Raw genomic sequence first — 17,256 nt, 5'->3', positions numbered from 1 at the left:
ATGGCAAATGCAAGAGAAATAAAAAGCAGGATAAGCAGTGTCCAGGACACAATGAAGATTACCAATGCCATGTATATGATTTCCTCTTCCAAGATGAAAAAAGCCAAGAAGATACTGTCTGATACAGAGCCTTACTTCTATAATATGCAGGGGGCGATTGCTAGAATTCTTCGTCATGTTCCGGATATCCAGCATCCGTTCTTCAGCGTGCGTCATCTGATCCCACAGGAAGAACGTAAGATAGCGACCATAGTGGTAACCGGTGACAAGGGTATGGCAGGTGCTTATAACCATAACATCACCAGAATGACAGAAGAATTTATAGCATCTACACCTGGATATCATAAGCTGTATGTTCTTGGTATGGTCGGTCGTCAGTATTTTGGCAAGAAAGATGTGGACATGGATGGAAGCTTCCACTATACCGTACAGAAGCCGACCATGCATCGTGCAAGATTGATCAGTGAGGAAGTTGTAAGAAGCTTTCTGGAAAGAGAAGTGGATGAGGTGCATATCATCTATACACAGATGCAGAATGCAGTTGTGATGGAGCCGGTAAATATGCAGCTTCTTCCTTTAAAGAAAACGAACTTTTCGCCACTTGAGGTTCCGGTGGGCGTTCATCAGGAGGAGATAGAGATGTTTCCTTCAACAGACGGCGTACTGGACATTATGATTCCTAATTATCTGACAGGTGTGATTTATGGCTGTCTTGTAGAAGCATATGCAAGTGAGAACAATGCGAGAATGACAGCCATGCAGTCTTCTACAGACAGTGCAAAGAAAATGCTACAGGATCTTTCAATTCAGTATAACCGTGCACGTCAGGCAGCGATCACACAGGAGATCACAGAAGTTTGCAGTGGTGCGAAGGCCCAGAAAAGGAAGGGACGATAATGAGTAAAGGTAAGATTGTACAGGTCATGGGACCTGTTGTAGATGTTGTTTTTGAGAATGGCGATCTTCCGGATATCAAGGACGCCCTTGAAGTCGAAAACAATGGTAAGAAATGCGTTATGGAAGTTTCTCAGCATCTGGGAAATGATGTGGTTCGCTGCATTATGCTGAGTGCCAGTGAGGGACTTCAGAGAGACAGAGAAGTAGTTGCCACAGGAAGTGGAATCAAGGTTCCGGTAGGAGACTGCACTCTTGGCAGACTTTTTAATGTTCTTGGAGAGACAGTTGACGGTGGAGAAGCTCTGGATGATGCAGAGCGTTGGGTGATTCACAGAGATCCGCCAAGCTTCGAAGATCAGAAACCGGCCGTAGAGATCCTGGAGACAGGTATCAAGGTCATCGACCTTCTTGCTCCTTATGCAAAGGGTGGTAAGATCGGTCTGTTCGGTGGTGCCGGTGTTGGTAAAACCGTTCTGATCCAGGAACTTATCCAGAATATCGCTACAGAGCATGGTGGATATTCTATTTTTACAGGTGTCGGAGAACGTTCCCGTGAAGGTAACGACCTCTGGTCAGAAATGAAGGAATCCGGTGTTCTTGAGAAAACAGCCTTAGTGTTCGGACAGATGAATGAGCCACCGGGATCCCGTATGCGTGTTGCGGAAACAGGTCTTACAATGGCTGAATATTTCCGTGATACAGAGCACAGAGATGTACTTTTGTTTATTGATAATATTTTCCGTTTTGTACAGGCCGGTTCTGAGGTATCTGCACTTCTCGGACGTATGCCGTCTGCCGTAGGTTATCAGCCTACACTGGCAACTGAGATGGGTGAACTTCAGGAGCGTATCGCTTCTACAACTTCTGGTTCTGTAACTTCTGTACAAGCCGTATATGTACCTGCTGATGACCTGACTGACCCGGCTCCGGCAACAACGTTTGCACATCTGGATGCGACTACCGTACTTTCCCGTAAGATCGTAGAGCAGGGTATTTATCCGGCTGTTGATCCTCTGGAATCTACTTCCCGTATTCTGGAAGCTGATGTAGTCGGCGAGGAGCATTATGAAGTTGCACGTAGAGTACAGGAAATCCTTCAGAAATACAAAGAACTCCAGGATATCATTGCAATCCTTGGTATGGAAGAGCTTTCTGATGAGGATAAGAATACGGTATTCCGTGCAAGAAAGATTCAGAAATTTCTGTCCCAGCCATTCCATGTAGCTGAGAACTTTACAGGTATTCCTGGTAAATATGTTCCGCTCAAAGAAACAATCCGTGGATTCAAGATGATCATTGATGGTGAGATGGATCAGTATCCGGAAAATGCGTTCTTCAACGTAGGAACCATTGACGAAGTAATCGAAAAAGCCAAAACTTTATCAGAAGAATAAGGGGTGAGGCTTATGGAAAGTACATTCGGACTTGAAATTTATGCTGCCAACAGACAGTTTTTTGCAGGAAGAGCCAAATCACTGATCATCCCGGCCGAGGATGGACAGAAGGAATTTCTGGCACATCATGCCAATATGATCTGTGCGATCGTTCCGGGTGAGATGCGCTTTGAGGATTCTGAAGGGAACTGGCTGACAGTTGCAGTAAGCTCAGGTTTTGTTGAGATGATCAACAACCGTGCGAAACTGTTCTGCCTGACTGTGGAACGTCCGGAAGAGATTGATATCCGCAGAGCAGAAGAGGCAAGAGACCGCGCGGAAGAGCAGCTGCGTCAGAAACAGAGCATTGTGGAATATCACAGAAGCCAGGCTGCACTCGCAAGAGCGATGATAAGACTTCGTGTCAGCAAAAATATATAAAAGTAACTGCTAAGACATGAACCGGTTACGGGATGTGAACAGAGAACAGTTACAAATCAAAGTCAGCAAAACAGGACTGCGATTCAGAAATGAATGCGGTTCTGTTTTTTTGGATTTCAGGGAAATCTGAAGAACTTGTTTCATGTTTTTAGGAGAGGTTGCTGAAAAACGTTTGTTTTTTCCTACAGGATGATAATTGTAAAGAAAATGCTGCTATGCTATAATTGTCACATTACTTATAACTGCAGAGTCACTCTGCGTGATAAGAATTCATATTGCTGTTGATGAATGAACAGTAATGATCTACCGCGAAAAAGATTGGAAATGTTTTGAACTCGTTGTCTGAAGTGGAAAAACTGTAAGGAGACAGAACAGTTACAATAAACTATCGTAACCAGACAACAGAGTATAAGAAAGGTTAATTTAAGAAATATGGCAAGTATCAAAGATGTGGCACAGAAGGCCGGAGTAGGGGTCGGTACTGTGTCCAGAGTAATAAATGGCAGTGGCTATGTTGCTGCTGATACCCGCAAAAAAATTGAACAGGCGATCAGCGATCTGGAATATACACCAAATGAACTGGCAAGAAATCTGTTTCGTAACAGAACCGGTATCATAGGTGTCCTGATCCCTGATCTGGATCATCCGTTTTTCTCGGCATTTACGCGGGAAACGGAGGTAGCTCTCTACAAGAGAGGCTACAAGGCGATGATCTGCAACACAGTAGGAAGCAGCAACAGAGAACGCGACTATCTGAATATGTTGGACCGCAATATGGTGGATGGGATCATTACCGGTGCACATACATTGCACTGGAAGGAATATGTAAACCGGAAGCGTACAATTGTCGCACTGGACCAGGATTTCGGTCCGGAAATCCCTATGGTAGGGTCTGACCATGCTTATGGTGGTAAGCTGGCAGCAGAGATCATGCTGAAAAATAACTGTAAGAGGGTCGTCCACATCACTGGTATTGCTCCGAATGTAGCGGCAAATGACAGACATATCATATTTGAAGAGACGTTGAAAAAGCATGGAGTGGAAGTCCTGGATCTGACCATGGAATGGAATCTGTTTGATCACCAGTCTTACTGGAATGCAGCAGCCGAGGCAATGGAGAAATATCCGGATGCAGATGGTATATTTGCAGCTGACCAGCCGGCACTCTACTATATGCATCTTGCCCTCAAGGCAGGGAAAAGAGTCCCGGAGGATCTCAAGGTGATCACTTATGATGGAATGGATGTCAGCAGAATCTGCTATCCGGAGGTAACGGCTATTTGTCAGAATGTGAAATTTTTGGCAGAAACCTGTGCCAAAAGTGTCATAAATCTGATAGAAGACAAGGAACCCGTTCCACACAGACAGATTTTATCCGTGGAATTAAGGCAGGGACAAAGCACATACCCAGTTGAAATTAACGGTGAATTATAAAAAATAAAAATAAAATACAGAATATACGACATAAAAAGTAAATTACAAGCAAATTATGGTAAAATATTCTGATAATAATTCAAAACATGCAGAGTCTGCAAGCGGCTTTGCATGTTTTTTATATTACAGATAATTTGTGTTAAAAAAATAACGCATACAGATATGCAATATGCACAAAAATGAATATATAAAATTATAAAAATGCACGGAATTGTGCTTGGAAGCGGTTTTTTAGTTAAAATCTGTTGACAAATGCACTTTATGAAAGTATGATAAAGACACGATATGGAACGGATTCCATATAAAACTTCTCGAACATAATAATGAGAATCGGCTGTTTGAGAATATGGAACGGGTTCTATAATATTTCCTTTCGCGCGGTGGAAATAAACATTAAAGGAGGATTAAGAAATGAAAAAAACCATTAGTCTGGCAATGGCAGCAGCACTTGCAATTTCAGGAGCAGCAACAACTGTACCGGTATTCGCAGATGACGTAACAAATATCACCATCTGGAGTCCAACAGACAGAGAATCAATTGAAGCATGGTGGAAAGAAAAAATTTCCGAATGGAACGAAGAACATCCTGAGATTCAGGTAAGTCGTGAAGCAATTGACCGTTCTGACTCTTACGCTTACGACAACAAGATCGCTACAGCAGTTACATCCAACGATCTTCCGGATATCTTCTATGTAGACGGACCGCAGGTTTCCTATTATGCAGCTAATGGAATCACAGTTCCGCTGGATGACTATTTTACAGATGAAGACAAAGCAGATTTCGTAAATTCTTCAATGACGCAGAATACATATGATGGCAAATTATATGCTGTAGGTGCAACAGAGTCATCCGTAGCATTCTACTACAACAAAGATTACCTCAAAGAATGTGGTGTAGATACAGATGATCTGGATTCCCGTACACTCGAAAATCCTCTGACAACAGATGAAGTTGCTGAGATTGCTGAAAAATGTACAACAGATGATTATGTAGGAACACACATCATCATGGACCACGGCGAAGGACTTCCATATGCTCTTGAACCGCTGTATCTTTCTGCTGGAAAAGATTATATCAGCGAAGATGGAAAAGAAGCCGATGGATATGTGAACAGTGAAGAAGCAGTAAACACAACAGCATGGCTTGCAGATCTGATCGCTAAAGGATATGCAAACGTTGAACCGATCACAGATGAATTCCTCAATGGTGCATGTGCAACAATGATCGGTGGTTCATGGGAAATCGCAACACTTGAACAGAATGCTGATTTTGACTGGGGGGTAACTTATTATCCGGTTAATGCTGAAACTAAAAAAGCAGTTTCCCCATGTGGTGACTGGGCAGCAGCAATCTCCAAAGACTGCGAGAACGCAGATGCAGCAGGTGAATTCCTGGCATGGCTGATGAATACTGATAACGTAGCATCTTATGCAGCAGCAATTGCAAAACCTGCAACACGTTCTTCTGCTTATGAAACAGAAGCAATGGCTGACTATAAAGAAGGTGCAAGAGCTCTTATTGTAGATCAGCTTGAAAACACAGCAGTTCCGCGTCCTAGAACACCATCCTATGCTACATTCTCATCTGCATACGCAGAAGCAATGACAAACATTTTCTCCGATGCAGCAAGTAATGAAGAAGTAGATACAGATTATGTTCAGTCCGAGCTTGATACAGTAGTTGACACATTTACAGAAGACTACGAAACATATTACGCTGAATAAGAAAACAAATAAATGAAAACGAAGCCGCATCGGCAAAAAAGCGGTGCGGCTTCGCTTTTTCTGGATAAGAAAAAGGGGGAAAGGCAATGGCAAAGGCAGAAAAAAAGAAGCTTTCCGGCCGTAAACGTGATGAAAGAGTGGCTGCATATATCTTTGTAGCACCGGCAGTGATTCTTCTGATTGCATTTCTTGTTGTACCTATGATCTATACCGTATATTTTTCAGGATTTAAATATCAGATCATGAGACCTGATGCCATGAAATTTATTGGTTTAGAAAACTATCAGAAGCTTTTCAGTGACAAAAACTTCTGGCTTGCATTAAAAAATACAGTGTACTTTACTGTAATTGTTGTTCCGTGTCAGTGTGTACTCGCACTCGCACTTGCACTTCTGGTTTCAAAGAAGTTCCGTGGAGTGGCTGTTTTCCGTACCATGTACTTTGCACCACAGCTTACTTCTATGGTAGTTATCTCCGTACTGTGGTCCGTACTTTACAATGCAAACCCGAACACAGGTCTTATCAACTCCATTCTGGTATCTCTGGGAATGAGCCCGATCAAGTTCCTGAGTGATGCAAGCACAGCGATGAATTCTATCATCTTTATGTCTGCATGGCAGGGCGCCGGTTATCAGATGATGATCTTCCTGGCAGGTCTTCAGGGAATCCCGAGAGACCAGTACGAAGCAGCATCCGTAGACGGTGCTACAAAATTTAAACAGTTCCTTTATATCACTATTCCTGGGCTGAAGGGAACAATTAAATATGTAATCATGATCACTATGATCCAGGCAATGAAACTCTTTACACAGCCATATATCATGACACAGGGTGGACCGAAAAACTCCACAAAGACTCTTGTATACTATATTTATACACAGGGCTTCCAGAAGGGTAACTTTGGCTATGCCTGCTCGATCGCGGCTGTATTCTTTGTAATCGTAGTATGTATGTCTATGGCTATGAAGAAAGTAACTGCGGCAACAGACTGAGAAAGGAGGATATAAATATGAAAAAATCAATGAGGTTTTCTAATGCATTTGGAAAATTTATGTTCTATTTTGGAAATATTATCATCGGTATCATCTTTGTATCTCCTCTGATCTGGATGATTTCCGCATCACTGAAGCCAGAGGCTAAGATTTTTGCAAATATGGATTCACTGACTACTTTTTTACCAGTTCAGGCATCCTTAAGTAACTATGCAGAGGTATTTTCACGATTGAATATGCCACTGGTATTTAAGAATACACTTCTGTATATTGCATTGATCCTGGTTCTTGATCTTCTTGTAAACTCCATGTGCGGTTATGCACTGGCTAAATTTGAGTTCAAAGGTAAAGGTGCAGTTCTGAATCTCGTAATTGCACTGATGGTATTGCCGATGGAAGCTATCATGCTCCCGCTTTATATTGAAATGTCTCAGCTTGGCTGGGTAAACACACTGGCTGCACTTGTTATTCCTTTTGTTGCAAAATGCTTCTCAATTTATATGTTCCGGCAGTTCTTCTGTGATGTTCCGGATGACCTGATTGAAGCAGCGGCAATTGATGGCTGCAGTCCGATCAGAACTTTCTTCCAGATTGTTATGCCAATTTCCAAAACTGTGTATGCTACAGTATTTATTCTTGATTTCGTGGCACACTGGAATGACTTTATGTGGCCATTCCTCGTTATGACAGGTGAGGATAAACGTACGATCCAGCTTGCAGTTCAGTCATTTTTTGGTACCCAGCCGGTGCACTACAGTGCCATCATGGCAGCCCTGGTTGTCTCTGCGATTCCGATGATCATTATGTTTATCTTCATGCAGAAATACTATGTAGAAGGTATTGCATCTTCTGGTATCAAAGGCTAAAATCTTACTCGGATCAGAAACAGGAAACCAAGATGTCAGGTTTTTTTGTTGCCATGTAAAACACATCGTGGGATACTATCTGTAAACCGTTAGAATATTACAACAAGGAGAACGAATGTATGATTAGTGAGAAATTACAGAAGGCCAGAGAATTTGAACAGGAACAGTTGAGCAAAATTTCTCCGGAAGAGCGTCCTTCTTTTCATGTGACTGGTGGCACAGGCTGGATCAATGATCCAAATGGATTTTCCTATTACAATGGAGAATACCATCTGTTTTATCAGTACCATCCATATTCCAATGAATGGGGTCCGATGCACTGGGGACATCTCAGCAGCAAAGATATGCTTGCATGGAAAAGGCTTCCGGTAGTTATGGCACCGGAAGAATCCTATGATAACTTTGGATGCTTTTCAGGAAGTGCTCTGGAGCTTTCTGATGGACGTCATCTTCTGATGTATACCGGAGTTGGATATGTAGGCGATACCCCGATGGCAAACGGAGAACTTCCGACTCACCAGACACAGTGTATGGCTGTTGGCGATGGCGTTAATTATGAGAAATACGAGAACAACCCGGTCATCACCGGAGACGATATCCCGGAAGGCGGAAGCAAAGTAGATTTCCGTGACCCGAAGATCTGGAAAGAAGACGATGGTTATTTCTATGCTGTTATCTCCAATATGACAGACGATGGAAACAGCCGTATCCTCCTTTACAGAAGCCCCGATGGTTTCAAATGGGAATATGTCACCGTTCTGGATCACAGCGATGCAAAACTTGGCAAGATGTGGGAATGCCCGGACTTCTACGAAGTTGACGGCAAACACGTTCTTGTAGTAAGTCCGATGGCAATGCTTCCGGAAGGACTGAAATTCCACGTAGGTCACAGCGTTATCTACCTGACAGGAACCTACGACAAAGAAACACACAAATTTGTAAGAGAAGATGTACAGCCGCTCGACAGTGGAATCGATTTCTATGCTCCACAGAGCATGCTCACACCAGACGGCCGCCGTGTAATGATCGCATGGATGCAGGCATGGCCGAACTCCAAGTTCGTTCCGGACGGAGCGAAATACTTCGGACAGATGACTGTTCCGAGAGAGATCAACTACCGCAATGGCAGACTGATCCAGCAGCCGGTAAGAGAGATCGAGAACTATCGTGGAGAGCTGGTTCAGCACCACAACGTTGAAATCTCAGAAGAAACCGCACTGGACGGAATCAAAGGCCGCGTTCTTGATATGACCGTGAAACTCAAAGTGACCGATGATTTCAGTAAGTTTGCGATCAAACTTGCAGCAGACGATACATATTCTTCTTATATTACCTATGATCCGGCAAAAGAAGTTCTGAACATCGACAGAAGCAGAAACGGATATCTCTACGACATCCTCCACACCAGAGATATTCAGGTGAAACCGGTAGATGGAGAAGTGACATTACGAATCCTCATGGATAAATTCAGTGTTGAGATCTTCATCAATGATGGAAGCCAGACTGCTACAATGGTCCTGTTTACTCCGCAGGAAGCAGATCAGATCACTTTTGCAGCAGAAGGAAAAGCAGAGATCAGTATTGACAAGTATAACCTTGTTTTCTGATACAACCTCCAAAGAAAGGCAGGCGTAAGCATTTAGCTGCGCCTGTCTTTTTTCTGTTCAGAAAGGCAAAGCTGTGCTATACTAAAGGGCAGAAAAACAGATTTTTTACTGACTTAAATTTACAGAAAGAAGGTTCGGCAGCATGAGTGAAACAAGAAAACTGTATTACGAAGATGTATATATAAAAGAATTTACCGCAAAAGTTCTCGAGTGCAGAGAAACCGGTAAGGGCTATGAGATCGTTCTGGATCAGACCGCTTTTTATCCGGAGGGCGGTGGACAGCCGTGTGATCTTGGAACACTGAATGAGATCGCAGTGACAGATGTCCAGGAAAAAGACGGCGAGATTGTTCATCATACAGAGGTGGCTCTGGAGGTCGGAAGTGAAGTAACTGGAAAGATCGACTGGGAGAGAAGATTTGACCTGATGCAGCAGCATTCCGGTGAACATATCGTCAGCGGTCTGGTGCATGAAGCATACGGATATGATAATGTAGGATTCCATATGAGCAGTGATGTGATCACAGTGGATCTGAGCGGCGTTCTCACCGAGGCACAGCTTGCTGAGATCGAGGCAAAGACAAACCAGAAAATCTGGGAAAATACTCCGGTAGAGATCTTTTATCCACCGAAAGAAGAACTGGAGAAACTTTCTTACCGAAGCAAAAAAGAACTGACAGGACAGGTGCGTCTCGTGCGTTTCCCTGGTTCCGACCTCTGTGCATGCTGTGGAACACACGTTACCCACACAGGCGAGATCGGTGCGGTTAAGATCCTTACTGTCGAAAACTTCCACGAAGGAATCCGTCTGACCATGATCTGCGGAAAACGTGTCATGGATTACCTGAATATGGTCAACGAGCAGAATCATCAGATTTCCATGAAACTTTCTGCAAAAACAGGCGAGACAGCGGCTGCAGTAGCGCGCCTTCAGGACGAAAACTTCCGTCTCAAAGGAAAAGTCAGCCACATGGTTGATGAACTCTGCGCGACAGAGGCAGAGAGATGGGCAGATTCCGGAAGCGTGCTTCTGTTCCACGAAGGACTGGAGGCAGATCAGGTCCGCAGGATGGCAGATGCAGTGATGCAGAAATGCTCCGGCTGCTGTGCAGTATTTTCAAAGAGTGAAGATGGCAGTTATAAATATGCAATGGGAGAGCAGAACGGAGACCTCCGTCAGTTCACAAAAGAAATGAACGCTGCCCTGAACGGCCGCGGCGGCGGCAAGCCGTTCTTTGTGCAGGGTTCTGTCAAAGCTTCTGAAGAAGAAATCCGCAGTTTTTTCCAGCAGTAAAAGACGGAGAGGTACGGGACAATGTTTGGTGAATGTCATGCACATATGCTGATGGATGGTGTCAATTATCGTGAGGCTGTAGCGCGGCACAGAGATGCTGTCTGCGAAGAGAAGGTCAGAGAATTTTTTGAAGCATATCAGAGGGCTGGTGTTTCCTTTATCCGGGATGGCGGCGATAATGCAGGAGTCTCCAAGAGGGCATCTGAGATTGCCGGAGAATACGGGATCGACTATCGGACACCGATTTTTGCTGTCCATAAAGAAGGACATTATGGCAGGATCGTTGGACGTAGTTTCAGCAATATGAAGGAATTTCACCAGAGAGTGCAGGAAGCGGCTGCAGAAGGTGCTGATTTTATCAAGATCATGACGACCGGGCTTCTGGATTTCAATAATCATGGAGCGGTCACAGGAACACCTCTCGACAGAGACGAAGTCCGGGAAATGGTACATATTGCACACGAAGAAGGTTTTGCAGTGATGAGCCATACGAATGGGATTTATGGTGTACAGGCAGCGGTCGAGGCGGGTGTGGACAGCCTGGAGCATGGCAACTACATGGATGAAGAGACGATTTCCATGCTTGCAGACAGTCATACCGTATGGGTTCCGACGCTTGTCACAGTCAGAAATCTTCTGGGCTGTGGAAGATACGAAGATGAAGTCCTGCTTCCGATCATCCGTCAGGCAGAGACTATGGTCAGGACTGCTTTTCGCAAAAAAGTCAAAGTCGCTCTCGGCAGCGATGCAGGGGCGTACTGTGTACCTCATGGGAAAGGAATCTGTCAGGAATATCAGTCTTTCCAGGAGATCCTGGGAGATTCTGACGAAGTCCGGGAATGGCTGGAAAACGGAGAAAAGATCATCCGGCAAAAATTCAGACGAAGTTAAGATCATAGAAATAAAAAATGCCATAATTCTCAGAAAGATGATGATTCTGAGGGTTATGGCATTTTTGTGTGCAGTATATATTTGTGGATCACGTATATAAATCTTCAATCTTGATCGCGGAGACAATATTGGAATTCCGGGATTCCGCCGGATTGAATGTGATCTTTACGGAACTTCCACTTAAGAGCCCGCCCGTGGAGGAATTGGAGGCGTTTTCTATGCTGCAGGTCACATACATATTGTCGTAGGTCAGAAGTGTGAGTGTGTTGGAGGTGGAGGCGGTAATGTCTCCGGATACGGTAAAGGAGATACCGTGGTCGCTGAGTGATTCCGGAACTTCACCGGTAATGCCGAGAATCGAGATTCCTGCTGTAGAAACTCCATCAAACTCACCGGTGTAGGTAACTGTCACATGAGAACCAGAGGAAAGTCCACCACTGAAATAACAGGGGATTGCAGACATATTAAGGTTCAGAAGGTTATCCGTGTTTTCAACAGAGACCTGCAGAATATTAGTCTGGATTCCCTGAATCACGGCACGCATCTGTCGTTCCTTTTCCTGATCTTTATTTTTGGAAGGAGCGGGTGTTGGCGTTGGCTCGGGAACTTTGAGAGGATCAATGTCAGATACACTGAAAACTTTCGTATGGAAGCCATATAAATGGGAAGGATTTTCCGGATCAGGTGTGTCCATTTCACCCTTGAAATGGATGTAGACCCATTTGCCTGCTTTGATTCCGTTCTGATAATACTGTTCGGTTCCGGTGATCGGGAAGGTTGCGGTCTTGCCGCCTTTTGACTTGATGGTGATGGAGTTGGTGGTGAGTTCCTGAACCTGTCCATGGGTGGTTCTTTCTTTGAGGGAATCCATATCGTGATAATCATCGACAACTTTCAGAGTACGGACGGTAGAAGTGTCAGTGCCGGAAAGCTGCCCTTCATAGATTACGCTGATGGAATCTCCCCGTACCATGCCGTCCACGGATTCCAGCGTAGCCTGAGAAACATCGAAGGTGTAATCCTGGGAAGAACTGGTAAGAGTCAGCTTGTTTCCGGTAAAAGTCTGAAGTGTTCCCTGAATTTCATCCATATAGACGCGGGTGCTGTCCGGGTGGATATCCTGCGGTGTTTCTTCTCTGGAAGGTGAAACAGACTCGACAACATTCTGCAAACTGCAGCCTGACAAAGAAACCCCAAAAAGACTGCAGATCAACAAAAGAAGCCATTTTTTCATTTTGTTCCTCCCTGTGGCTGAACACGGAACCAGTATGTGTAGGAATCCGTAAAACCAAGTGAAGCGTAAAGTCTCTTGGCAGGAGTGTTTCCCTTGACGACCTGCAGATAGGCATTCTGTGCGCCCTTGGTCATGCCTTCTTTGAGAAGAGAAGTGCAGATCTGGCGGGCGAAGCCCTGTCCGCGGTATTTTTCTTTGACGTGGATCGCATAAATCCCAATATAATCACGGTCCAGAATGCCGAGACCGGTAGCGATGATCTTGCCGTTCTTCCAGATGGAAGCGCAGACGGTTTCCTTCGGGATCGCACGGTACATGGAAGGAACGATGGCACGGTGGATCGGATTTGTCATTCCCTTGAGGTCAAACAGGCTGGTGATCCAGATATCCGGGATTTCGTCTGTGAGGGTGACATCCGGGCAGTCGGCACTGAGTTCGGCATTTTCAAGGTGGAGTGTCATGACTTCGGTTGTGTGCTGGATCTCGTATCCGCGATTCTCCAGTGTATAGTCAAAATCCGGCGAAACCAGAGGACTGATCTTAAAGATTGCAGGTGATCCCAGACGCTTATAAACGTCCTCACAGTAGGAAACCTTCTCTCTCCATGGAAGGGTAGAAGTTCCAAACTGCTCAACACTGTTCGTTCTGTGTGTATAAAAATAAGAAAAACGGAGGATCCAGCCATCGTACAGTTCCATTTTGTGGGAAGGCCATGCGTTCAATGACATATCCTCGATTTTTTTGATGTTTTTTTCCATAAAAAAAGCCTCCTGTTTCGGGCATCTTCGATAAAATCCAAGATGGATAGACATATTATACAAAAGCCTAAAAAAAACTGCAATAACTCTGAAGCGAAGAGATAAATAAATTTAAGAAAAAAGCGAAATCCGGGAGAATCCTGCTGTCCGGATTTGGCGAACGAATCTTCTTTACAAAGGGCGGAATGCAGGACTATAATAAGACTCACCAGAAATCATCTGGTATTCCTGCCGTCAGTTCTGACGGAACGATCCCATTTTTTTATAATCAAATATCAACAGCGAGGAGGGGTTTTTATTGCAGATGAAATGCTGCTTCTGACGATCGCCGGTGTATCTGTGGTCATGGATTTTTACAAAATGCGTGTAAAAAACAGCTGGATCCTGTGTTCACTTCTTGCCGGAGCAGTAACATGTTTCTGGCAGAAAGGATTTGCCGGTCTGACAAGATTCATACCGGGAATCCTGATGCCGCTGGCGGTCCTTGGATGGATGTTTTATTTTCGAATGCTTGGTCCTGGTGATATCAAGGTATTCTGTGCACTGGGAGGGATTATGGGACCTGTAAAGATCCTGTGGTGTATCTGGTTTTCCTTTCTGTGCGGAGCCGGGATTTCACTTGCCATTCTGCTCTGCGGTGGAGAAATCCGGCAGAGGATGGCGTATCTGGCGGCATATCTTATGGAGTATCTGCAGACAGGCAGCCACAAACCCTATTATCGAAGGGAAAGTACACCGGAAAATATTCATTTCACGGTGCCCATATTTATGAGCGTGATGCTTTATACAGGAGGTCTATATTGAAGAAACAAATTTTTGCAGTCTGTGATCTTGAAGCAGAATATGCCAGAAACTTCATGGAATATCTCAATCGCAAAAACAATCTGCCCTTTGAAGTACAGGCATTTACCAGTGTGCAGAGCCTGATTGCGTATGCAAAAGAAACACATGTGGAACTGCTTCTTATCTCAGCAGATGCCATGTGTGATGAGGTACGGGAACTGGATATCAGCAAAACTGTGATTCTCACGGAAGGAACCAGACCGGAAGAACTGGATACATATGCAGAAGTCTATAAATATCAGTCTTCGGCAGAGATCGTCCGGGAGGTCATGGCGTGCTATGGCGAGGAAAAAACTGTGTTTCCGATGCAGAACCCTGCGTTAAAAAGAAAGACAGAGCTTTTTGGCGTGTATTCTCCATTGGGACGATGTCTTAAGACCTCGTTTGCGTGGACACTGGGACAGATTCTGAGTGAAGAACGAAGTGTTCTTCTTATAAGTCTGGAAGAATATTCCGGTCTGGAGGAACTGATGCAGAAAAAATTCTCCTGTACATTGAGTGATCTGCTTTATTATGTACGTCAGAAAAATCCGGGTGTGATTCTGAAGCTGAACAGTATGGTGCAGAGTGTGGGGCAGCTTGACTTCGTGCCGCCGGTGCAGTCGCCGGAGGATATCCGGGGAACATCCTGGAAGGACTGGGAATATCTTTTGCAGGAACTTATTCTTCATGGAACTTACGAGGCAGTCGTGATCGACATGGGGAATGGAATTGAGGAACTTTTTCAGATGCTTGACCTGTGTAAATTTATTTATATGCCAATCTGTGTGGATCCGGTTTCCAAAAGCAAAATACGACAGTTTGAAAATCTTCTGAATGCAAGAGATTATTCCGAGGTATCTGAGAAAACAGTAAAAATGAAACTTCCGTTCTGCACCGTGGAAAGCGTGAGCGCAGATTATCCGCAGTCGCTGGTGTGGAGCACGCTGGGAGATTATGTGAGAGAACTTCTCGGAAAGGGGCTTTCTTATGAGCAATGACCATTTCCGGAAACTCCGGCAGCTTCTGATGGAGAAACTGGATCTGGCAAGAGAACTGTCAGATCAGGAGATCCTGGAACAGATTGATGATCTGATCCTGAATGGAATGCGGGAATCTGCACTTTCACTCAAAGAGAAGGTACAGCTTCGCCAGGAACTTTTTTATTCGGTGCGTAAACTGGATGTTCTGCAGGAACTGATCGAGGACGATTCCGTGACGGAAATTATGGTGAATGGTCCGGAAAGCATTTTTGTGGAACGTGCAGGGAAACTGAAAAAATGGGAAAAGGGATTTACTTCCAGAGAAAAACTGGAAGATGTGATCCAGCAGATTGTAGGAAGGTGCAACCGTGTGGTCAACGAATCAATGCCTATTGTGGATGCCCGTCTGGAAAACGGAGCCAGAGTAAATGCGGTGATCCGCCCGGTTGCCTTAAACGGTCCGATCCTTACGATCCGAAGGTTCCCGGACACACCGATCACAATGGAGAAACTGATCGCCCTTGGAAGTCTTCCGCGGGAATGTGCAGAGTTTCTGGAGACTCTTGTAAAAGCGAGATATTCCATGGTGATCGGCGGTGGAACCGGCAGCGGGAAGACGACATTTCTGGGGGCATTATCTAACTACATTCCGAAGGATGAGAGGCTGATCACGATTGAAGATAATGCAGAACTCAAGATTCAGGGTGTGCAGAATCTGGTGCGTCTGGAAGCAAAGATGGCAAATGTTGATGGTGGTACTTCGATCACAATACGGGATCTGATCCGGACGGCACTTCGAATGCGCCCTGACAGGATCGTGGTAGGCGAAGTACGAGGCGGCGAGGCAGTTGATATGCTGCAGGCTCTGAATACGGGACATGAGGGCAGTCTGAGCACAGCGCATGCGAATTCGGCAGTTGATATGCTTTCGCGTCTTGAGACAATGACGCTGATGGGTGTAGAGTTACCGCTTGAAGCGATACGCAGGCAGATCGCATCGGGAGTGGACATCCTTATACATCTCGGGCGAATGAGGGATAAGAGTCGTAAAGTACTGGAAATAACAGAAGTTTGTGGATTTGAAGAGCATGAAATAAAGACCAGGACACTTTACCGGTGGCAGGAGGGACGCGGGCTTGTACAGACGGCAGAACTTCTGAACCGGGAGAAGCTGGTCCGGGCAGGGGTGGAACTATGAAGCAGGATTACAGGGAATATCATTTTTCAGGAAAGGAGATCGCGAAATATCTGGTACAGAGCATTCTGCTCTGTGGTGCACTGGATTATCTTTTTTACCAGAGCAAATGGTTGATGATACTGGCTATTCCGGCAACAGTGGTGTTTCTGAAAATGCGGAAAAGGCAGCTGATCCGGGAGCGGAAGAAAAATTTGAATTATCAGTTCAAGGATGCGCTGAATGCGCTGAGCGTGGCAGTGCAGGCCGGATACTCTGTAGAAAATGCAGTCTCGGCCTGTGCAGGAGATCTGGAACGGATCTATCCGCAGGACGCAGATATTGTAAAAGAATTCCGGTATATGGAAGGCCAGCTAAAAGTCAGCGTTCCGGTAGAAGCACTGTTTCAGAGTCTGGGTGAGCGCAGCGGTATTGAAGATATGGAGAATTTTGCAGCAGTCTTTTATACAGCCAAGAGAACAGGCGGGGATATGACCAGAATCATTCAGACTTCCGCAAGGATGCTTGGAGACAAGATTGACGTAAAGAAAGAAATAGAGACAACTCTGGCGGCAAAGAAAGCCGAGCAGATGGTCATGAGTCTGATGCCGGCAGGGATCATTATTTATCTGAAACTGACTTCTCCGGGATTTTTGAGTGTTTTGTATGGGAATCCGTTCGGGATCGCTGCGATGACGGTGTGTCTTGGAATTTATGGATTTTCCTACTGGCTTGGACGTAAGATCGTCGATATAGAGGTGTGAT

At 45.0% G+C, this 17,256-nt stretch carries 16 protein-coding genes; 14 read left to right on the top strand and 2 right to left on the bottom strand.

The genetic code is table 11. The annotated features are described in order from the left end of the window. The 10 genes from atpG (at position 1) to DWX28_RS06170 (ending at position 11,520) form a co-directional block, all read left to right on the top strand. Positions 1-897 (top strand): ATP synthase F1 subunit gamma, encoded by an 897-nt coding sequence (gene atpG / locus DWX28_RS06215; protein ID WP_022213960.1) that lies wholly within the window; start codon positions 1-3, stop codon positions 895-897. Continuing rightward, positions 897-2,291 (top strand): F0F1 ATP synthase subunit beta, encoded by a 1,395-nt coding sequence (gene atpD, locus DWX28_RS06210; protein WP_118252163.1) that lies wholly within the window; start codon positions 897-899, stop codon positions 2,289-2,291. Before atpG ends, atpD begins: the two co-directional genes overlap by 1 nt. Before the next feature lie 12 nt (positions 2,292-2,303). Then, positions 2,304-2,711, top strand: coding sequence for an ATP synthase F1 subunit epsilon (gene atpC / locus DWX28_RS06205; RefSeq protein WP_118252162.1), 408 nt, complete (start codon positions 2,304-2,306; stop codon positions 2,709-2,711). Positions 2,712-3,143: 432 nt separating this feature from the next. After that, the gene (locus tag DWX28_RS06200) at positions 3,144-4,145 is read left to right on the top strand and encodes a LacI family DNA-binding transcriptional regulator (protein WP_118252161.1); all 1,002 of its coding nucleotides are present in this window, start codon (positions 3,144-3,146) and stop codon (positions 4,143-4,145) included. A gap of 411 nt (positions 4,146-4,556) precedes the next feature. Further along, positions 4,557-5,870: an ABC transporter substrate-binding protein gene (locus tag DWX28_RS06195; RefSeq protein WP_227222157.1), complete on the top strand. Its 1,314-nt coding sequence runs from the start codon at positions 4,557-4,559 to the stop codon at positions 5,868-5,870. Between the two features lie 86 nt (positions 5,871-5,956). Next, complete coding sequence (locus DWX28_RS06190) at positions 5,957-6,862, top strand: carbohydrate ABC transporter permease (RefSeq protein ID WP_118252160.1); 906 nt, start codon at positions 5,957-5,959, stop codon at positions 6,860-6,862. A gap of 17 nt (positions 6,863-6,879) precedes the next feature. Then, positions 6,880-7,728 carry a carbohydrate ABC transporter permease gene (locus DWX28_RS06185; protein ID WP_022213966.1) on the top strand — a complete coding sequence of 283 codons (849 nt, stop codon included), beginning with the start codon at positions 6,880-6,882 and terminating at the stop codon, positions 7,726-7,728. Positions 7,729-7,847: 119 nt separating this feature from the next. Beyond that, positions 7,848-9,335: a glycoside hydrolase family 32 protein gene (locus DWX28_RS06180; RefSeq protein WP_118252159.1), complete on the top strand. Its 1,488-nt coding sequence runs from the start codon at positions 7,848-7,850 to the stop codon at positions 9,333-9,335. 142 nt (positions 9,336-9,477) lie between these two features. Continuing rightward, positions 9,478-10,629 carry an alanyl-tRNA editing protein gene (locus DWX28_RS06175; RefSeq protein WP_118252158.1) on the top strand — a complete coding sequence of 384 codons (1,152 nt, stop codon included), beginning with the start codon at positions 9,478-9,480 and terminating at the stop codon, positions 10,627-10,629. Between the two features lie 21 nt (positions 10,630-10,650). Next, positions 10,651-11,520 (top strand): amidohydrolase family protein, encoded by an 870-nt coding sequence (locus DWX28_RS06170; protein ID WP_118252157.1) that lies wholly within the window; start codon positions 10,651-10,653, stop codon positions 11,518-11,520. Between the two features lie 88 nt (positions 11,521-11,608). On the opposite strand, the gene DWX28_RS06165 is transcribed toward DWX28_RS06170, so the two are convergent. Both DWX28_RS06165 and DWX28_RS06160 read right to left on the bottom strand, forming a co-directional pair. Beyond that, positions 11,609-12,754, bottom strand: coding sequence for a hypothetical protein (locus tag DWX28_RS06165; protein WP_118252156.1), 1,146 nt, complete (start codon positions 12,752-12,754; stop codon positions 11,609-11,611). Then, complete coding sequence (locus DWX28_RS06160; RefSeq protein ID WP_118252155.1) at positions 12,751-13,512, bottom strand: GNAT family N-acetyltransferase; 762 nt, start codon at positions 13,510-13,512, stop codon at positions 12,751-12,753. Before DWX28_RS06160 ends, DWX28_RS06165 begins: the two co-directional genes overlap by 4 nt. 309 nt (positions 13,513-13,821) lie before the next feature. On the opposite strand from DWX28_RS06160, the gene DWX28_RS06155 reads away from it, so the two are divergent. The 4 genes from DWX28_RS06155 to DWX28_RS06140 are packed head-to-tail and all read left to right on the top strand — an operon-like array spanning position 13,822 to position 17,255. Beyond that, positions 13,822-14,316: a prepilin peptidase gene (locus DWX28_RS06155; RefSeq protein WP_118252154.1), complete on the top strand. Its 495-nt coding sequence runs from the start codon at positions 13,822-13,824 to the stop codon at positions 14,314-14,316. Then, entirely contained in the window at positions 14,313-15,335 is a 1,023-nt protein-coding gene (locus DWX28_RS06150) for a hypothetical protein (RefSeq protein ID WP_243002360.1), read from the top strand. Before DWX28_RS06155 ends, DWX28_RS06150 begins: the two co-directional genes overlap by 4 nt. Continuing rightward, on the top strand, positions 15,325-16,515 hold the full coding sequence (locus tag DWX28_RS06145; protein WP_022213974.1) for a CpaF family protein: 1,191 nt from the start codon (positions 15,325-15,327) through the stop codon (positions 16,513-16,515). Before DWX28_RS06150 ends, DWX28_RS06145 begins: the two co-directional genes overlap by 11 nt. Next, positions 16,512-17,255 (top strand): type II secretion system F family protein, encoded by a 744-nt coding sequence (locus DWX28_RS06140; RefSeq protein ID WP_118252153.1) that lies wholly within the window; start codon positions 16,512-16,514, stop codon positions 17,253-17,255. Before DWX28_RS06145 ends, DWX28_RS06140 begins: the two co-directional genes overlap by 4 nt. The last annotated feature ends 1 nt before the right edge of the window (position 17,256 follow it).

Origin of the sequence: Blautia sp. AF19-10LB, assembly GCF_003461245.1 — a bacterium.
Taxonomy (GTDB): domain Bacteria; phylum Bacillota; class Clostridia; order Lachnospirales; family Lachnospiraceae; genus Blautia_A; species Blautia_A intestinihominis.
The sequence above is the reverse complement of the archived record's forward strand: the minus strand, read 5'-3'. Positions and strand labels throughout refer to the sequence as shown.

What these genes read in the sequence shown, in the direction of transcription:
- DWX28_RS06185 (WP_022213966.1), top strand. Translation starts at nt 6,880, where the DNA reads ATGAAAAAATCAATGAGGTTTTCTAATGCATTTGGAAAATTTATGTTC.
- DWX28_RS06145 (WP_022213974.1), top strand. Translation starts at nt 15,325, where the DNA reads ATGAGCAATGACCATTTCCGGAAACTCCGGCAGCTTCTGATGGAGAAA.
- DWX28_RS06190 (WP_118252160.1), top strand. Translation starts at nt 5,957, where the DNA reads ATGGCAAAGGCAGAAAAAAAGAAGCTTTCCGGCCGTAAACGTGATGAA.
- DWX28_RS06140 (WP_118252153.1), top strand. Translation starts at nt 16,512, where the DNA reads ATGAAGCAGGATTACAGGGAATATCATTTTTCAGGAAAGGAGATCGCG.
- DWX28_RS06165 (WP_118252156.1), bottom strand. Translation starts at nt 12,754, where the DNA reads ATGAAAAAATGGCTTCTTTTGTTGATCTGCAGTCTTTTTGGGGTTTCT.
- DWX28_RS06160 (WP_118252155.1), bottom strand. Translation starts at nt 13,512, where the DNA reads ATGGAAAAAAACATCAAAAAAATCGAGGATATGTCATTGAACGCATGG.
- atpD (WP_118252163.1), top strand. Translation starts at nt 897, where the DNA reads ATGAGTAAAGGTAAGATTGTACAGGTCATGGGACCTGTTGTAGATGTT.
- DWX28_RS06170 (WP_118252157.1), top strand. Translation starts at nt 10,651, where the DNA reads ATGTTTGGTGAATGTCATGCACATATGCTGATGGATGGTGTCAATTAT.
- DWX28_RS06180 (WP_118252159.1), top strand. Translation starts at nt 7,848, where the DNA reads ATGATTAGTGAGAAATTACAGAAGGCCAGAGAATTTGAACAGGAACAG.
- atpG (WP_022213960.1), top strand. Translation starts at nt 1, where the DNA reads ATGGCAAATGCAAGAGAAATAAAAAGCAGGATAAGCAGTGTCCAGGAC.
- DWX28_RS06195 (WP_227222157.1), top strand. Translation starts at nt 4,557, where the DNA reads ATGAAAAAAACCATTAGTCTGGCAATGGCAGCAGCACTTGCAATTTCA.
- atpC (WP_118252162.1), top strand. Translation starts at nt 2,304, where the DNA reads ATGGAAAGTACATTCGGACTTGAAATTTATGCTGCCAACAGACAGTTT.
- DWX28_RS06200 (WP_118252161.1), top strand. Translation starts at nt 3,144, where the DNA reads ATGGCAAGTATCAAAGATGTGGCACAGAAGGCCGGAGTAGGGGTCGGT.
- DWX28_RS06155 (WP_118252154.1), top strand. Translation starts at nt 13,822, where the DNA reads ATGCTGCTTCTGACGATCGCCGGTGTATCTGTGGTCATGGATTTTTAC.
- DWX28_RS06175 (WP_118252158.1), top strand. Translation starts at nt 9,478, where the DNA reads ATGAGTGAAACAAGAAAACTGTATTACGAAGATGTATATATAAAAGAA.